Origin of the sequence: Acidovorax sp. Root275 (genome assembly GCF_001428965.1) — a bacterium.
GTDB lineage: Bacteria > Pseudomonadota > Gammaproteobacteria > Burkholderiales > Burkholderiaceae_C > Acidovorax > Acidovorax radicis.
Map to the genome: position 1 here is coordinate 1,392,905 of NZ_LMJH01000001.1, position 15,443 is coordinate 1,408,347.

At 66.5% G+C, this 15,443-nt stretch carries 18 protein-coding genes; 10 read left to right on the forward strand and 8 right to left on the reverse strand.

Going from position 1 to position 15,443, the window contains the following annotated elements; genetic code table 11:
- Positions 1–45 precede the first annotated feature (45 nt).
- The 5 genes from ASE52_RS06240 to ASE52_RS24960 all read left to right on the forward strand — a co-directional run bounded on the left by ASE52_RS06240 (position 46) and on the right by ASE52_RS24960 (position 5,641).
- Positions 46–558, forward strand: coding sequence for a MarR family winged helix-turn-helix transcriptional regulator (locus ASE52_RS06240; RefSeq protein ID WP_010459009.1), 513 nt, complete (start codon positions 46–48; stop codon positions 556–558).
- 98 nt (positions 559–656) lie between these two features.
- A complete protein-coding gene (locus tag ASE52_RS06245) occupies positions 657–2,114 on the forward strand; it encodes an efflux transporter outer membrane subunit (protein ID WP_082606776.1) in 1,458 nt (485 codons plus the stop codon).
- 185 nt (positions 2,115–2,299) lie between these two features.
- Complete coding sequence (locus ASE52_RS06250; RefSeq protein WP_057224583.1) at positions 2,300–3,622, forward strand: HlyD family efflux transporter periplasmic adaptor subunit; 1,323 nt, start codon at positions 2,300–2,302, stop codon at positions 3,620–3,622.
- A gap of 16 nt (positions 3,623–3,638) precedes the next feature.
- Positions 3,639–5,270 (forward strand): DHA2 family efflux MFS transporter permease subunit, encoded by a 1,632-nt coding sequence (locus ASE52_RS06255; protein ID WP_057224585.1) that lies wholly within the window; start codon positions 3,639–3,641, stop codon positions 5,268–5,270.
- A 212-nt stretch (positions 5,271–5,482) separates the two neighbouring features.
- Positions 5,483–5,641 carry a DUF3309 family protein gene (locus tag ASE52_RS24960; RefSeq protein WP_007856361.1) on the forward strand — a complete coding sequence of 53 codons (159 nt, stop codon included), beginning with the start codon at positions 5,483–5,485 and terminating at the stop codon, positions 5,639–5,641.
- A gap of 139 nt (positions 5,642–5,780) precedes the next feature.
- Here the strand turns inward: ASE52_RS24960 and ASE52_RS06260 are convergent, their stop codons facing one another.
- The 8 genes from ASE52_RS06260 to ASE52_RS06295 all read right to left on the reverse strand — a co-directional run bounded on the left by ASE52_RS06260 (position 5,781) and on the right by ASE52_RS06295 (position 11,088).
- Positions 5,781–6,359 (reverse strand): hypothetical protein, encoded by a 579-nt coding sequence (locus ASE52_RS06260; RefSeq protein WP_057225271.1) that lies wholly within the window; start codon positions 6,357–6,359, stop codon positions 5,781–5,783.
- 129 nt (positions 6,360–6,488) lie between these two features.
- On the reverse strand, positions 6,489–6,770 hold the full coding sequence (locus ASE52_RS06265; RefSeq protein WP_241776929.1) for a PH domain-containing protein: 282 nt from the start codon (positions 6,768–6,770) through the stop codon (positions 6,489–6,491).
- A gap of 143 nt (positions 6,771–6,913) precedes the next feature.
- Positions 6,914–7,366, reverse strand: coding sequence for a YiiD C-terminal domain-containing protein (locus ASE52_RS06270; protein ID WP_241776930.1), 453 nt, complete (start codon positions 7,364–7,366; stop codon positions 6,914–6,916).
- A 51-nt stretch (positions 7,367–7,417) separates the two neighbouring features.
- Positions 7,418–8,203, reverse strand: a complete 786-nt coding sequence (locus tag ASE52_RS26415; RefSeq protein WP_057224587.1) for an expansin EXLX1 family cellulose-binding protein — start codon at positions 8,201–8,203, stop codon at positions 7,418–7,420.
- A 15-nt stretch (positions 8,204–8,218) separates the two neighbouring features.
- Complete coding sequence (locus tag ASE52_RS06280) at positions 8,219–8,773, reverse strand: NUDIX hydrolase (protein ID WP_057224588.1); 555 nt, start codon at positions 8,771–8,773, stop codon at positions 8,219–8,221.
- A gap of 155 nt (positions 8,774–8,928) precedes the next feature.
- Positions 8,929–9,663, reverse strand: a 735-nt coding sequence (locus ASE52_RS06285; protein ID WP_347230957.1) for a patatin-like phospholipase family protein, incomplete at its 5' end; no start/stop codon positions are given.
- Between the two features lie 16 nt (positions 9,664–9,679).
- A complete protein-coding gene (locus ASE52_RS06290; protein ID WP_029413124.1) occupies positions 9,680–10,030 on the reverse strand; it encodes a patatin-like phospholipase family protein in 351 nt (116 codons plus the stop codon).
- A 152-nt stretch (positions 10,031–10,182) separates the two neighbouring features.
- Positions 10,183–11,088: a LysR family transcriptional regulator gene (locus tag ASE52_RS06295; protein WP_057224591.1), complete on the reverse strand. Its 906-nt coding sequence runs from the start codon at positions 11,086–11,088 to the stop codon at positions 10,183–10,185.
- Between the two features lie 275 nt (positions 11,089–11,363).
- On the opposite strand from ASE52_RS06295, the gene ASE52_RS06300 reads away from it, so the two are divergent.
- Genes ASE52_RS06300 through ASE52_RS06320 form a run of 5 tightly spaced genes read left to right on the forward strand, consistent with a single transcriptional unit; the run spans position 11,364 to position 15,443 of the window.
- Entirely contained in the window at positions 11,364–11,543 is a 180-nt protein-coding gene (locus tag ASE52_RS06300) for a hypothetical protein (RefSeq protein WP_057224592.1), read from the forward strand.
- A gap of 12 nt (positions 11,544–11,555) precedes the next feature.
- Positions 11,556–12,392: a collagen-like protein gene (locus tag ASE52_RS06305; RefSeq protein WP_010459036.1), complete on the forward strand. Its 837-nt coding sequence runs from the start codon at positions 11,556–11,558 to the stop codon at positions 12,390–12,392.
- Complete coding sequence (locus ASE52_RS06310; protein ID WP_057224594.1) at positions 12,389–13,240, forward strand: aspartyl/asparaginyl beta-hydroxylase domain-containing protein; 852 nt, start codon at positions 12,389–12,391, stop codon at positions 13,238–13,240. The genes ASE52_RS06305 and ASE52_RS06310 overlap by 4 nt, the downstream gene beginning before the upstream one ends.
- On the forward strand, positions 13,228–14,256 hold the full coding sequence (locus ASE52_RS06315; RefSeq protein ID WP_082606777.1) for a hypothetical protein: 1,029 nt from the start codon (positions 13,228–13,230) through the stop codon (positions 14,254–14,256). Before ASE52_RS06310 ends, ASE52_RS06315 begins: the two co-directional genes overlap by 13 nt.
- Positions 14,253–15,443 carry a hypothetical protein gene (locus ASE52_RS06320; RefSeq protein WP_057224598.1) on the forward strand — a complete coding sequence of 397 codons (1,191 nt, stop codon included), beginning with the start codon at positions 14,253–14,255 and terminating at the stop codon, positions 15,441–15,443. The genes ASE52_RS06315 and ASE52_RS06320 overlap by 4 nt, the downstream gene beginning before the upstream one ends.

Below are 15,443 nucleotides of genomic sequence, written 5' to 3' on the forward strand. Positions count from 1 at the left end.
TTAATTGCAAAGACAATCATTGTCTAGTCAATTAAATTCACCGCCATGACTTCCGACACCTCCAAGCCTTCTTTGCCCCACGCGGGGTTCTACAACGCGGGTCAGTTGCAGCCTGAGAACAGCGTGGGCTACCTGATGCGCAAGGTGATGTCTTCCATCCGCACCCAGGCCGATGCGCAGCTGTCATCCCACGAACTGACCTATGCGCAATGGTTGCCGCTGTTCAAGCTCTCGCTGAACGAGACCGCCACCGTGGCCAGTCTGGCGCGCGACCTGGAGACTGACCCCGCCTCCATGACCCGCTCGCTGGACCGCATGGAAGCCAAAGGCCTGGTCGTGCGCGAGCGCTCCACGGTCGATCGGCGCGTGGTGCAGCTCAAGCTCACCGCCGAAGGCCAACGCATCGCCGCCTTGGTGCCCCCGGTGCTGGCCGACGTGCTCAACGGCCACCTCAGCGACTTCAGCCACGACGAATGGCAACTGCTGTTGTCCATGCTGCGCCGCATGCTCGTGAACGGAAAACCCCCTGTGCCGCCTTCGGCGCCTCCTTCCCCCTGAAGGGGGGCGCCACCGGTGGCCCTGGCCCAGGCCATGCCCGTTTCCAACGCCCTCGTTTTCCTCCACACAACACCCAAAAAACCGTCCTGGAGATTTCCGTGACCCCCACCGCCCCTGCTCCGCTGTCCACCCGCTCTGCCCTTATCGCCCACCTGGCGGTATCGGCCATTGCCCTGGCCGCCGCCCTCTTCCTGGTCGGCTGCGCCAACCCTGGCCCCAGCCACACACCATTGGCGCAGACCACCCCGTCGGCCGCCGGCCTGAACGCTGCAGCCACCGAAACTGCCGCCCCCACCCAATGGTGGAAGGCGCTGGGCGATGAACAGCTCAACACCCTGATCGACCAGGCCCTGCAAGGCAACCCCAGCCTGGCCGTGAGCCGCGCCCGGCTGGAACAGGCCGTGGCGCTGAGCCAGGTGCGCGAGGCCGCCAACGGCCCCCAAGCAACCCTGGGCGTGGACGCCACCCGCCAGCGCTACACCGCCAACGGACTGGTGCCCGCGCCTGTCGCAGGCAACACCTACAACAGCGGCACCGTGCAGGCCTCGCTGAGCTGGTCGCCCGACTTCTTTGGCCAGCATGCCGCCGAGCTGCAGGCCGCCCTCGGCCAGGCCCGCGCCGCCCAGGCTGATGCAGCAGCCGCCGCCAACACCCTGGCCGCGCAGGTGGGCCGCAGCTATGTGGCGCTGGCCCGGCTGGTGGCGCAGCGCGATGTTGCCGTGCGGGCCCTGGCCCAGCGCGAGGAGCAACGCCGCCTGACGCAAGAGCGCACCGCCGCAGGCCTCGATAGCCAGGTCGAGCTGACCCAGGCCCAGGGCGCCGTGCCCGATGCACGCACGCAGATCGAAGCGCTCGAAGAACAGATCACCCTGGCCCGCCGCCAGCTGGCTGTGCTGACCGGCCAGGCGCCCGACGCGCTGCCCACGGTCACGCCGCAACTCGCCGCACTGCAACCCACCGCCGTGCCCGAGGTACTGGGTGCCGACCTGCTGGGCCGCCGCCCCGACGTGGTGGCCGCGCGCTGGCGCGTGGAGGCTGCCACCCAGGGCGTGAACAGCGCGCGCAGCGAGTTCTATCCCAACATCAACATCGGTGCCTTCATCGGCCTGAACTCGTTGGGCCTGGACCGGCTGTTCAACGGCAGCTCGCGCCAGATGGGCGTGACGCCCGCGCTGCGCCTGCCCATTTTTGATGGTGGCCGCCTGCGCGCCCAGCTGGGGGGCCGCCAGGCCGAGCTGGACGTTGCCATTGCCCAATACAACGGCGCCGTGCTCGATGCCGTGAAGGAAGCTGGCGATGCCATGGCCTCCATCCAGTCACTCAACCGCCAGCAAACGCTGCAGGACGACGCTGTGGCCAGCGCCGAAAAAGCCTACCGCTTTGCGCAGGAGCGCTACCGCGCGGGCCTGGGCAACTACCTGGTGGTGCTCTCCACCGAAAGCCAGGTACTGGCCCAGCGCCGCCTGGCCGTGGACCTGCGTGCCCGCCAGCTCGACACACGCCTGGTGCTGATGAAGGCCCTGGGCGGCGGCTGGACGGACGACACGGCGGCATGAAACACCCCCTGAGCCGCTTCGCGTCTTCCCCCTCTCTCGCTTCGCGGGAGGGGAACGCACCCGGTGGCCTGGCAAAGCCAGTTCCACGGGTGCACTGGCCTCGGCCGCGCCCGTTGCGTGAGTAGCTGGCAAGGCCCGACCCGATCAAAAAACACACAACAACACATTCCTGAAAGACCACTGCCATGACCGCCCACAGCGAACCCCTCACCGCCAACGAAGCCAACACCGCCCGCCGCCGGGGCCTCACGATCATTGCCGCCGCCGTTGCGCTGGTGGCGATTGGCTGGGGCGCCTGGCACTGGGCCAACGGCCGCCATGTGGAGACCACCGACAACGCCTATGTGGCGGGCAACGTGGTGCAGATCACGCCGCAGGTCGGCGGCACGGTCGTCTCCATCGGTGCAGACGACACCGACTACGTGAAGGCCGGCCAATTGCTGGTCAAGCTCGACCCCGCCGACGCCCGCGTGGCGCTGGAGCAGGCCGAAGCCCAGTTGGCGCAGGCCGTGCGCGAGGTGCGCACACTGTTTGCCAACAACTCCACGCTGAAGGCCCAGGTCAGCCTGCGCAGCGCCGACCTGGCCCGCGCCCAGGCCGAAGCCGCACGCCTGCAGGACGACGTGACCCGCCGCGCCCCTCTGATGGCCAGCGGCGCCGTGGGCAAGGAAGAGTTCCAGCACGCCAACGCCCAGGTCACCGCCGCCAAGAGCACCGTGGCCGCAGCCCAGGCCGCCGTGGTGGCCGCCCAGGAGCAGTTGGCCGCCAGCCAGACGCAGACCGAAGGCACCTCCATCGAGCAGCACCCCAATGTGCAACGCGCTTCGGCCCGCGTGCGCGAGGCCTACCTGGCCGTGCAGCGCGCCCAGCTCGTGGCGCCGCTGGACGGCCACATCGCCAAGCGCGGCGTGCAGGTGGGCCAGCGCGTGCAGGCCGGCGCACCGCTGATGACGCTGGTGGCGCTGAACGACCTGTGGGTGGACGCGAACTTCAAGGAAAGCCAGCTCAAGACCCTGCGCATCGGCCAGGCCGCCGAGCTGGAAGCCGACGTGTATGGCACCAAGGTCACGTACCACGGCACGGTGACGGGCCTGGGCGCGGGCACCGGCGCCGCCTTTGCGCTGCTGCCTGCGCAGAACGCCACGGGCAACTGGATCAAGGTGGTGCAGCGGGTGCCCGTGCGCATTGCGCTCGACCCCAAGGAAGTGGCCGAGCACCCACTGCGCGTGGGCCTGTCGATGGAAGTCAAGGTGGACACTGCCGACCAGAGCGGCAAGACGCTGGCCGACACCCAGCGCACCACGCCCGTGGCCGCCACCGCTGTGTTCGACGAGCAGTTCAAGGCCGCCGACGACGAGGTGGCCCACATCATTGCGGCCAACCTGGGCCGCAGCAAGGCTGCAGTGGCCGTGGCGTCGCCCAAAGTCAACGGACAGGCGCCTGTGCAAGCCCAAAAGCATGCATCGGCCCCAGCGCCCTCCGCCATGCAGTCCCCGGTGGTGCAGTAAACAGGGTGAATAGAGCATGACTGCCGCCAACCCCACTGCAGACCAGGCGCCCGCCCATTCAGCGCCTGCTGCAACACCTCCCCCTGCCCCACCCGGACCACCTGCCGCCTACCCACCGCTGCAAGGCACGGCCTTGCTGCTGGGCACGTTGTCCCTGTCGCTGGCCACGTTCATGAACGTGCTGGATTCGTCCATCGCCAACGTCTCCATCCCTGCCATTGCCGGTGACCTGGGTGTGAGCCCCGGCCAGGGCACCTGGGTCATCACCAGCTTTGGGGTGGCCAATGCCATCTCGGTGCCGCTCACCGGCTGGCTCACGCAGCGCTTTGGCGCGGTGCGCCTGTTCACCATGAGCGTAATGCTGTTTGTGCTGACCTCCTGGCTGTGCGGCTTTGCCTCGTCGCTGGAAATGCTGGTGTTCTTCCGCGTGCTGCAGGGCCTGGTGGCCGGGCCGATGATCCCGCTCAGCCAGACGCTGCTGCTCGCCAGCTACCCCAAGGCCCTGGCGGGCACGGCCCTGGCGCTGTGGGGCGTGACCACGCTGGTCGCACCCGTGGTGGGGCCGCTGCTGGGCGGCTGGATCACCGACAACATCTCCTGGCCGTGGATCTTCTACATCAACGTGCCCGTGGGCCTGCTGGCCGGGCTGCTCACCTGGGGCATCTACCGCCAGCGCGAGACACCCATCCGCAAGCTGCCCATCGACACGGTGGGCCTCAGCCTGCTGGTGCTGTGGGTGGGCGCGCTGCAGCTCATGCTCGACAAGGGCAAGGAGCTGGACTGGTTTGCCTCGGGCGAGATCATCACCATGGCCGTGGTCGCCGTGGTGGCGTTTGCGGTGTTCCTGGTGTGGGAGCTGACCGAGAAGCACCCGGTGGTGGACCTGAAACTCTTCAAGGGCCGCAACTTCACCTTTGGGGCGCTGGCGCTGTCGGTGGCCTACGCCCTCTTCTTCGGCAACGTGGTGCTGCTGCCGCTGTGGCTGCAGCAGTGGATGGGCTACACCGCCACCTCGGCCGGCATGGCGCTGGCGCCGGTGGGCATTTTTGCCATTTTGCTCACACCGCTGGTGGGCAAGAAGGTGGGCCAGTGGGACCCGCGCCGCATGGCCACGGGGGCGTTCATCGTGTTCAGCACGGTGCTGTGGATGCGCTCGCAGTTCACGGTGCAAACGGACTTCATCCACATCCTGATCCCCACCCTGCTGCAGGGCGCGGCCATGGCGTTCTTCTTCATCCCGCTAACCACGCTGACGCTGGCGGGTGTGTCGCCTGACCGCATCCCGGCGGCGGCGGGCCTGAGCAACTTTGTGCGCATCACCGCTGGGGCCATGGGCACGTCGATCGCCACCACGCTGTGGGAAAGCCGCGCCGCCATGCACCATGCGCACCTGACCGAAGGGCTGGTGCAGGGCCAGGGCGTGTTTGCGCAGACGCTCGACACCCTGACTGCCACGGGGCTCACCCAGTTGCAGGCGCTGGCGCAGGTCAACCGGTTGATCGACCAGCAGGCGTTCACCCGTGCGGCCAACGACATCTTTCTGGGATCGGCCGGGTTGTTCCTGCTGTTGATTGGGCTGATCTGGCTGACCCGCCGCCCCGCCAGAACGGGGGGCGCAGGTGCTGCAGATGCGGCCGGGGCGCACTAATTTGAGAAAAATTGGCCGCTAGCGCTTATCCATAAAGCGCTAGCAGCTATATTTTCAATAGCATTTCATCTTTTCCCATCAGCACGACCTCAGCCCTCCATCCCACACGGCGTGTCGGAAAACCCTGACCGCCGTGCGGGCGTGGCACCTGCGGGTAGCGCGGTGGATGCGCCCAACAATGCATTCACCGCAACCCACAACAAGGAACCGCCATGTCACTTTCGCTGATTCTCCTGATCGTCCTGATCCTCATCCTGGTCGGCGCACTGCCCACCTGGGGCCACAGCCGCTCATGGGGCTACGGACCCAGCGGCGGGATTGGCCTGGTGGTGCTGATCCTGGTGATCTTGCTGCTCATGGGTCGGATATAGACCTCTGACCGCACTGCGCACATGCCGCCAGCCCCTGAAAAGTGGGCAGCGGCAACCGCAAAAAGCAGAACGGCCCGAGACGGGCCGTTGTGCTTTTTTGTGAACGGAACCGCGCATCGCGCCCAGACGAAGCCGCCGCTTACGCCACCCCAGCCCGCTTGGCGCCCGTCGCGGCAAACGCGGTCGAAAACGCAGCAAACTCCTTGTCCGCCACACTGCCATCGGCATTGCCGTTACGGTCCATCAGTTGCATCACGGCCTGCGAAAAATCGCTGCCCGCCTGGGCGCCCTTGGTCTTGGCCAGGCCCTTCAAGAATTCATCCTGCGTGATGGAGCCGTCCTTGTTCGCATCAAAGCCCGCCGTCAGTTGCGCCTTTTGCGCATCGTCGGCGCCAAAACGGGTTAGCAGTTCCTGAAAATCCTGAGTGGACACTGGGCGGCCCGACAATGCGGCCGACGCTGCATTGGTGGCCGAACCCGCGCTGCCGCGTGCCACCGCACCGAGGGTGTTCTCCAACTTGCCCTGCGACACCAGGATGCCTTTGCCTGCAAAGCCCGCCATGGCCTCCGCCTGCGGGCTCAGGGTGAGCACGGCAGACGGCTCGGGTTCCACATCGGCCCCGCTGCGCCGCGACGCAGACGACTTGCCAGGGCCACCGGCGGTGGCGTTGAAAATCAAGGAGGCGACCGAAGCCAGGCCAGAGATAAGGGGGGACATCGCTGTGAACTCCTGTGTGGCGAAAGCCCAGGTGCCTGTGTCAAAAGGACAGGCCACCGCTTCGCCCAGTGAGCTGAGGGTACGCGACCCCCATTGCTGCAATGCCCGGATGAAACTGGGTAAACCGCGTTACTTCAGCACGTAGCTGGCCAGCACCGACTGCACCTCATAGATGCTGAGCTTCTTGTTGAACTGCTTTTGAAACGGCGCTGCTGAGCCAGAGATCCAGATCTTGAGCTCTGCATCCAGATCGAACGTGCCACCGGTCTCGATGCTGAAGTGCGTGATGCTCTTGTACGGTAGGGAGTGGTATTCGACCTTGCTGCCCGTCATGCCCTGCTTGTCCACCAGCACCAACCGCTTGTTGGTAAACACAAAATAGTCGCGGATCAGCTGGTAGGCATGCTCCACCACCTCCCCCGGGGCAGGATGCGGCTGAATTCCTCCTGGATCTTGGCAGCATCAATCTTGGATGCGTTACCCATCACGCCGTCAAGCAATCCCATACGCTGTGCTCCTTCGAGTTCGGTGGATAGTGTGTTGTACCGCAACGGTTATTGGTAGCCAGGCCCAAAGGCCACAAACTCCCCCACCAATTGGCCCGCAGGCTGGCCCTGGTAGTGCAGAGCGGACGCCTGCGCGATGCGGCCTAGCCCCTTGCGCTGCAGCATGCGCTTGAACGGCTGCCACACGCCCTCCGCAGGCGCCTGGGCCACGGCGGTGAAGGTGCCGTCGATGGGCGCCAGATAGTCCATGGAGTTGCGCTGGATCACCAAGCGGCTGCCCAGCCCTTCGGCGGACAGCCGCAGGTGCAGCATCGACCAGGCGGCCAGGATAGCCACGGCCGACGCGCTGCCGCCAAACACCGTCTCGCGGTGGTTGATGTTGGGGGCCAGCGGTGCGCTCAGCACCACCTGGTGCGGCGATGCCTCGACCACGGTGACTTCCATGGCCTGGGACAAAGGGATGTGCTGGTGCAGATAGGACTGGAGTTCGAGAGAGTTCACGGTGCGGCGCCAGGTGGTCAGAGGATGGCAGGGGCGAAACCGGCACATGGATCATGGAAACTGCCCCGCCCCCGCGACGACAACCCCGTCAGAGGGCTCTGGCAGGGTGTCGATCAGCGTCGCGCCGCCCAGGGCGGTGATGCGCACCTGCAGCGGGCCGGTGGCAATTGCGCTGGGGTGGACAAAATAGTTGTAGTCGGTCCGCGCGACGGCGATCCAGTCCGCGCTGCCGCTGGGCTTGATCTCCAGGCCGGTGATGGGCAGGCGGTGGTTGCGCACCTGGATGGCCACCCACCAGCGGCTGCTGCCCTCTTTGTAGCGGTAGCTCACCGGGCCGGTGACATCACCCGGCACCACGTGCCAGCGGATGGGCACGCGGCCCGCGACGGGGTCGGCAATGCGGGCGAATGCGGACTCGCTCAGGTCCAGGTCGCCCGTCTTGCACTCGGGGCACTGGTCGGTGATGCGCACGGTGATGGACCCCTTGGGCCCGGTCACCGCCACGAACTGGCCGCAGACGGCGCTGCCCGCGTAGTCAGGGCCGTTCATCGCCGCCACCATGAGGTTGCCGGGGCTCGCGTCGAAGGTGCAGTTGCCCTCGCCCGTGGCGCCGTAGAACGTGCCTTCGCCGGTGTAGGTGGGCGACAGCGCACCGGGTACGGAGGGCGCAGGGGATGCACCAGGTGCGGGCGCCGGGGCCGGGGCCGGAGATGGCGCATCGGCACCTGCAGTGGGCCCATCGGCCGAGCCCCCACCACCACAGGCGGCCAGGGCCACCAGAAAAATCAGTGCCGCGTGGCGGGCATTGCGGGCATGGCAAACCTGGAGCAGTTTCATCGCAAGGGCCTCGGTTCAAGAAAAAGACAGCGGAGTATCCACAATGGCGGACGCTGGCTGGGGTGCATCGCGGTGCACGATGTGCAGCGCCCCGGCCGAGCTGGGAGGCTCGGCCAACGCGCTGCGCAAAAAGGCGGGCCGCAGGTCCAGCGCGGCCAGCTCATGCAGGGGGAACCACGCAAAGATGAGCGTCTGGTTGCCCTCCACGCCCTCATACGGCCCGTCAGAGGCCGCCAGCAGCGAACCAGGCAGCGGGGTCGCATGCAGGTACAGCCCGATCTCGTGGTACGAGTCACCGGCATGGCAGAAGAAGTTTTCCACCACAAAGGCCAGGTTTCCCAGGGCCACGGCCGTGTCGAGCTCTTCGTGCAGCTCGCGCGCAATGGCCTCCGAGGCGCTCTCCCCCGGCTCGATGGCGCCGCCCGGCAGTGCCCAGAATGTGTCTCGCTCCAGGCGGTGCAGCAGCACCTGGCCGTCCGCGCGCCGCACCACGGCTGCTGCACGCTGGCGGGTGCGGATGGGGGGCGGCGCAGGGCGGGAGGCTGGCGGGGCGGCGGGCGTCGTGGTCATGAAGGCGGCAGTCGGGTTGGGGTACAGGGCGAGACGATCCTATCCACTACAGCCCGCATGGGCGCGCCTCTGCCCCGGCCACGTTGCAAGCAATCGCAACAGGGCACGACGAGGGCGCTGGCGGTTTTGGGCAGCCTCCTGTGTCACACCGCCTGCTAGATCCATGCAGTGCGAATCCAGTCCACTGTGTTCTGCAGCGGGTGGTGGGAGGCGATCTCGTCCATGCGGCCGAGCTTGTCCACCGCGTCCAGCGCAATGGTTTCGTTCGGATTGAACACGATCTGCAGCCGGTGGTAGCGGTCGTCCAGCAGCTGCTGCGCCTGGTAGTCCGAGATGCCGGCAACCCCGTCCATCAGCACATTGATCAGCGGCTGCGCCCACTGTGCATAGCCCCAGTCGAGCGCCTGGCCCTTGATGTAGGTCAGGCTCACACCCGTGCCCAGCGAGAGCATCACCACCTCGTCGAGCGCCGCCCGCTCCGCGGGCTGGTTGCGGCGGGAGATGGCCTGGGCCAGCGCCACGATGCTGGGGTTGTTGGCATACACGCCACCATCGATGTACCCGTCGGCGGAAGGAAAGTACGTGGGCGCCGAACTGGTGTACAGCGCAATGCTGGCCACCAGCTGCTCGCCGTCGGAATCGGCCCCCTTGAAGTTGTGGAAGATCTTGGGCTTCCAGGTGCGCTTGGCGGCCACCTCCTCGTTGTCGAGATCGAACGTGGGAATGGCCACCTTGCGCAGGATGTCCTTGAGCTGCAGGTCGCCAAACACAGCCTTGAGTTCGGCCTTAAGAACGTGTTTGCGATCTCCCAGGGGTCGCGCAGCAGTCTTGGCGGGATGGGATGCTAGGCGCGGTGCGCAGCCAATAGCTCGGCTATTGGCAAGCGCCGCNNNCCGAAGCATCCACTCATCCCGATTGCGCTCCAACGCGACCCCTGCGAGATCGCAAACACGTTCTCAGGCCTTTGCTGGAGTAATCGGCGCCCACCGTCTTGCCCAGATCGCGCACGTTGTCCCACAGGCTGTCGTCAAAGATGACGCCACCGCGCTGCTGGTAGAGGGTGCAGATTTCCTCAGGCGTCTTGCCGCAGGCCAGGCCGAGCGCGAGGATGCCGCCCGTGGAGGTGCCCGCAAACAGATCCACCGTATCCAGCCAGCCCGCAATCTGCGGCTGGACATTGAGCCGCGCGAGCAGCCGTGCCGTGATCAGCCCCCGCAGCCCGCCACCATCCAGGCTCAATATCCGGTACTTGGCCATCGCAAGCCTCCTTCTTCGGCGGATCCATCCTGCATCCGCCACACATGCTAGAGACCCGGCAGCTGAAAGAAAAGACCAGAGAAAGGCGGCACTGGGCGAAAATAACCATCAAAACTGGCCCTGGCGCTTATCCATCAAGCGCCATTAGCTCCTCATTCAATAGCATTGACCGCTGGCAGCAGCAGCCCTTGCTGCGCAGCCACGGTTTCGCGCAAGAACGCCCAGGTCGCCTGCATGCGCGCAACGTGTTTGTTCTCTGCAGGCATCGACATCCAGAACGTGCGCTGAAACCGCGCCACCCCGGGCAACACCGGGACCAGCGACGGGTCTTGCGCCGCCACGAAGGCGGGCAGCACCGCCAGCCCGGCACCAGCGCGCGCCGCCTCGTACTGCGCCAGGATGCTGGTGCTGCGCAGCACAAAATGCGCGGGGCGGTGCAACTCGTCCAGGATCTGCAGTTCCTTGCTGAACAGCAGGTCATCCACATAGCTGATGAAGGTGTGGCCGCGCAGGTCCTCGGCCGTGTGGATGGGCGCATGGCCCGCCAGGTAGCCGCGCGTGCCGTAGAGCTGCAGCACGTAGTCGGTGAGCTTGACCACCAGCACCGCGCCGCGCGCCGGGCGTTCCAGCGAAATCACGATGTCTGCCTCGCGCCGCGACAGGTGCACCAGCCGGGGCAGCGCCAGCAGGTCCACCACCAGGCCCGGGTGGCCCAGCGCAAAGCGGGCCAGCTGGGGCGCCAGGATCAGGTTGCCAAACCCTTCGGTGGTACCAATGCGCACCAGGCCGTGCAGCCCCTGGCGCACACCCGGTGCAGCACTCTCGACCGCAAGAAAGGCCGCCTCCATCGCCTCCACCTTGGGCATCAGCTGCCGCCCCGCCTCGGTCAGCCGGTGGCCCCCGGCTGCACGGGCAAACAGGGCCGAGCCGACTTGCTTTTCCAGCGCCTGCAGGCGGCGCGACACGGTGGTGTGCTCCACGCCCAGGCGGCGTGCGGCACCCACCAGCGTGCCGGCGCGCGCCAGCTCCAGAAAGTAGCGGAAATGGTCCCAATCCATGTCTCGATTGTGGCGCCCCGCACAGTGAAGACGGAAAAACACCCACTTCAGCACCCTCAAAACCGGACCGCTCCAGGCCGATCAGGCCCCCTGGATCGTTATGTCGGACATGTATCGCGTGATACATGTCATTTAGAAATTTACACAGTATGCTTTTTATTGCACACTGCGCCCGCACTGACACCAGTCAGAAACTGGGCAGCGCAACCACAAGAGCCTTACAGCCATGGCGGCCGCGATGGCCGCCAGAAACAGTCCAGCGCAAGGGAGAAAAAATGAACGCATTTGCGCAGCCTTCGGGGCTGCCCGCAGGCACGCCTGTGCCCAACCACGCGCCACGCTGCCTGCAGCGCCTGGCCATGGCGCACACCTGTGTGGCCATTGGCCATCAGCCCCCCCTCTTTTTGCGCACCGTGGGCCACACCCTGCCCTCCTTTGCCCACCCGCATCCTTAGTCCCCGACCTCTATGCAACGCACCACCTTTCCCTATAAGTCGCTTTGGGCTGGCCAGGCCTGCCTGGTACTGGCCACTTTCACTGTCCATGCTGCGGATGTGAGCATCACCCCGCCGCCCGGTGGAGGGTTCGTGATCAAGGGGCCCGCCAATACCGAGCGCCTGCGCGTGCAGGACTCCGGCGAAGTGCGGGTTCCCAGCTTGTCGGGAACCGCCAATACCAATGCCAATGTGCTGTGTTTTGACGGCCCAACCGGGCGGCTCGGCCAGTGTGCACCGGGCGTGACTGCGGGAGCCACCGGCGCCACGGGCCCAGCTGGCCTCACAGGGGCTACGGGCGCCACCGGTGCCACAGGCCCGGCTGGTCTGACGGGCGCAACAGGTGCAGCAGGCCCGACGGGGGCCACGGGCTCTGCGGGTGCGACCGGCGCTACCGGCCCTGCAGGAAGCCCTGGTGCGCAAGGAACAGCAGGTCTCACGGGCGCCACCGGAGCCACGGGCACGGTGGGCCCGGCAGGTGCCACAGGCGCCACGGGTGCGACTGGCCTCCCAGGCCCTGCGGGATCGCTCAATGTCAACGTGCGGACTGCATCCGGCACGGGCACGGCGGACAGCTGCAACGCGACCGCTTGCTGCCTGCCCGGGGAGAAGGTTGTAGGGGGCGGGTACGAGGGTGCCAGCGGTGCTGGCGGGATCGACGCGGGCGGCGTGTTCATCGCCGCCAACTACCCCACGGTGGGCGGCACCTGCGGCGCTTCGGTGCAAAGTTGGAGCATTCGACTTCTGAACTCCTACCGTGTTCCCGCTTTGACCACCGCCTGCAGCGCTTACGCCATCTGCGCGCAATGACGTCTCCGGAATCCTCGCTTTCTTACCTGCAGCCGCAAGGCCTGATGGTGCAGGGCATGCGGACAGCCCGACTGCCCTGGCGGTTTGACACCGCAGCCGCCCTGGCCGAGGTGAATGCCCTGCCTGCGTCCCTTTGGCGCACGCATTTCAACGAAGGCCGCCACGACGGCGGGTGGCAGGCGCTTGCGCTGCGTTCTGCGCCTGAGGCCCCCATCGACATCGTCCCTATTGATGTGGCGGCATCGGGCTATGCCAACACGCCCGCCCTGGAACAATGCCCCACGCTGTGCGCCATGCTGGACACCATGGCTTTGCCATGGAAGTCCGTGCGGCTCATGCAGTTGCTGCCGGGCTGCGAGATCAAGGAGCACACCGATGCCGGTGTGTGCGCAGCGCGCGGCGAGGCCCGCCTGCATGTGCCGCTGCAGACGGGCGAGCAGGTGTTCTTCCATGTTGATGGCGAGCGCATCCCGCTGCGGGCCGGCGAGTGCTGGTACGTGGACGTATCGCTCCCGCACCGCGTGCGCAACCGGGGCAGCCAGCCCCGGGTCCACCTGGTGGCGGACACTTCGGTGGACATGCGCCTGTTCGAGGCCTTCCGCGCCAGCGATGGCGGCGAGCCCCTGCCCGACCCCAGCGACCCGTGGAGCCAGTTCATCCGGTTTCGTGACTTTGTGGGAGCAGATGCAGAGCACTCCGCAAGGCTCAGCGCCATCACCAACACCACCGAGTTCGTGCACGAATCGGTGCGCATGGGGCAGGACGCGGGCTTTCAATTTGATGCATCGGATGTGGAGTCGGCCCTGAAGGCCGGGCGCCGCGCATGGGTGGAACAATGGATTCTGTGAACTTCGGCGGCTGGCGCCCGATCCGTTTTTATATCGCCAAGGGCCAGGTGATGGTGGACTGGATCCGCTTGCTCGACGAGCCGCTGCGAGAGCCCTTCTTCCAGCACGGCATCCAGAGCCAGATGCAGCGCCCTTTCCATTCGGCGTTCCGGCGCCAGACGCCACTTCACGACCTGCTGGCCTGGCATGAGCAGTCGCCGGGCCTGGATCCCTCGCTCGTCATCTTCCACGTGTCGCGCTGTGGCTCCACGCTCATCACCCAGGCGCTGGCCGAAAGCCCGCACCATCTGCAGCTGTCGGAGCCCGCTCCGGTGGACTTTCTGCTGCGCCAGGCCTTGCCCAGCGGGCTCATCGACAAGGCGCAGGTCGTGCGTGCACTGCGCGCATGGGTCAGCGCCTGGGCCCAGCGCTGCGACAGCGCCAGCCCACGGCTCGAATCCGTGAGCCTCAAGCTCGACGCCTGGAACACGGACAAAGCCCCGCTGGTGGCCGAGGCCTGGCCCGAAGCGCGCTGGGTGTTCCTCGCCCGGGAACCGCTGTCGGTGCTGGTTTCGCAAATGCGAGAGCGCGCATTTTTCTTGGTGCCGGGCACACTGGGCGCCTGCCTGGATGGCCTCAGCCTGCAGGAGCTGGCCGCCATGCACCCTGAGCTTTACTGCGCACGGGTGCTGGGCGATATCTATGCGGCCATGGCCCGGGAGTTCGACCCCGCACGCACGCTGCTGCTCGACCATACCGAGCTGCCCAGCACCATCGAAACCAACGTGCTTGTGCACATGCGCTGGCCCATGTCCGCAGATGATCGTGTGCGGATGCGCGAACGCATCACGCGGCACGGCAAGCACCCCCACCAAGCCTATGTTCCAGACACGGAAACCAAACACAGCATGGCAAGCGACCATCTCCAATCCCTGACTGCACAATGGATCGCCCCTCACTACCAGAGGATTCAGGACTTGCGCCAATCCCACCGTTCGGCGACCTCCCATCCGCTGGTTGAGGAGGCACTACCATGATCGCGCCCCTGCATCGGCGCCATTTCCTGGCCACGGGCGGAGCGGTGGCGGCCACCGGCGTCCAGCTCTCGGCACCTGTTCTCGCTTCCGTCGGCCCGACTCGCCCCCAGTGGCGCATTCTGGGCATCGCGCCCGCGTCAGAAAAGCTGCCGCAGCTTGCACACGACTACCGGCAAGGCGTGGAGCTGGGCCTGGCGCAGGCTGGCGCCTCGCAGGTCGGGCTGACCTGGCTGTCGGCAGGCCCCTTGCCTGGAGCCCCCGCCAAGGCCATCGGGTCCGCACTGCAGGACGGCAAGATCGATGCCGTGATGGGGTGGATGCCCCCTTTGCTGGCAAAAAAGGTATTGGCCCTGACGGAAAAGGCCGGTGTGCCCCTCTGGATCAGCGACAGCGGGGCCGACATCGCAGCCCCTTCGGAGCACCACCCCCTGCAGGTTCGCCACAGTCTTGAGCTGTGCGCCATGGCATCTGCCCTGGCCGACAAGGTGCATGCGCAATGTGGCCCACGCGCTTTCCTGTCGATGGGCTGGCACGAGTCGGGGTATGACTTCATCCAGGCCTTCCAGCACCGCTGGCGCTCATTGGGCGGGCAGATCGTGGGCCGCCACATTGCAGGCGCACCAGGACGCTCACCAGAGTTTGGTGACCTGAAACAGGCGATTGTTTCGCAGCAACCCGACGTGGTGATTGCGTTGTTCTCCGGCTCTCAGGCGAACCGTTTTACCCAATGGTGGCAAGCCCAGACGGACTCGCTGCGCACCGAATTGGCGGGGTTTCCCTGGCTTTCCGATGGCGCCTCGGGCGTTCGTGCATGGACCGTGGCAAGCTGGCCCACCGCCAACATCGCAGAGCCTGGTTGGAAGGCCGGCTTCGCACAGGCAGGCCTTGCGTGGACAGCAGGCGCACTGCTGGGTGCCGAGGCGGGCTTCAGCCTGGGCACCGCCCTGGCGGCGGCCACCCCGGGGACCAGCGCACACGACCTTTGGGCAACGCTGCACACAGCCTCGCTAACCGGCCCTCGCGGTGTACGCAGGTGGGCCGATACCGCCAGTGACAGCGTCGGCCCGCTGTGGGAGCGCTCCACCGTGCTCAATGCCCAGGCTTGGCGTGAGCGCCAAGCCTATCCCGCCCTCTCCGTGTCCTCAGCCGCACATGGCGGCTGGACAACCGGCTATTTTTTGACTTGA

Excerpts from the sequence above, each read along its gene's own strand:
- ASE52_RS06300 (WP_057224592.1), top strand. The coding sequence starts at position 11,364 with ATGAACGCATTTGCGCAGCCTTCGGGGCTGCCCGCAGGCACGCCTGTG.
- ASE52_RS24960 (WP_007856361.1), top strand. The coding sequence starts at position 5,483 with ATGTCACTTTCGCTGATTCTCCTGATCGTCCTGATCCTCATCCTGGTC.
- ASE52_RS06320 (WP_057224598.1), top strand. The coding sequence starts at position 14,253 with ATGATCGCGCCCCTGCATCGGCGCCATTTCCTGGCCACGGGCGGAGCG.
- ASE52_RS06260 (WP_057225271.1), bottom strand. The coding sequence starts at position 6,359 with ATGTCCCCCCTTATCTCTGGCCTGGCTTCGGTCGCCTCCTTGATTTTC.
- ASE52_RS06250 (WP_057224583.1), top strand. The coding sequence starts at position 2,300 with ATGACCGCCCACAGCGAACCCCTCACCGCCAACGAAGCCAACACCGCC.
- ASE52_RS06315 (WP_082606777.1), top strand. The coding sequence starts at position 13,228 with ATGGATTCTGTGAACTTCGGCGGCTGGCGCCCGATCCGTTTTTATATC.
- ASE52_RS06255 (WP_057224585.1), top strand. The coding sequence starts at position 3,639 with ATGACTGCCGCCAACCCCACTGCAGACCAGGCGCCCGCCCATTCAGCG.
- ASE52_RS06310 (WP_057224594.1), top strand. The coding sequence starts at position 12,389 with ATGACGTCTCCGGAATCCTCGCTTTCTTACCTGCAGCCGCAAGGCCTG.
- ASE52_RS06295 (WP_057224591.1), bottom strand. The coding sequence starts at position 11,088 with ATGGATTGGGACCATTTCCGCTACTTTCTGGAGCTGGCGCGCGCCGGC.
- ASE52_RS06280 (WP_057224588.1), bottom strand. The coding sequence starts at position 8,773 with ATGACCACGACGCCCGCCGCCCCGCCAGCCTCCCGCCCTGCGCCGCCC.
- ASE52_RS06290 (WP_029413124.1), bottom strand. The coding sequence starts at position 10,030 with ATGGCCAAGTACCGGATATTGAGCCTGGATGGTGGCGGGCTGCGGGGG.
- ASE52_RS06240 (WP_010459009.1), top strand. The coding sequence starts at position 46 with ATGACTTCCGACACCTCCAAGCCTTCTTTGCCCCACGCGGGGTTCTAC.
- ASE52_RS06305 (WP_010459036.1), top strand. The coding sequence starts at position 11,556 with ATGCAACGCACCACCTTTCCCTATAAGTCGCTTTGGGCTGGCCAGGCC.
- ASE52_RS26415 (WP_057224587.1), bottom strand. The coding sequence starts at position 8,203 with ATGAAACTGCTCCAGGTTTGCCATGCCCGCAATGCCCGCCACGCGGCA.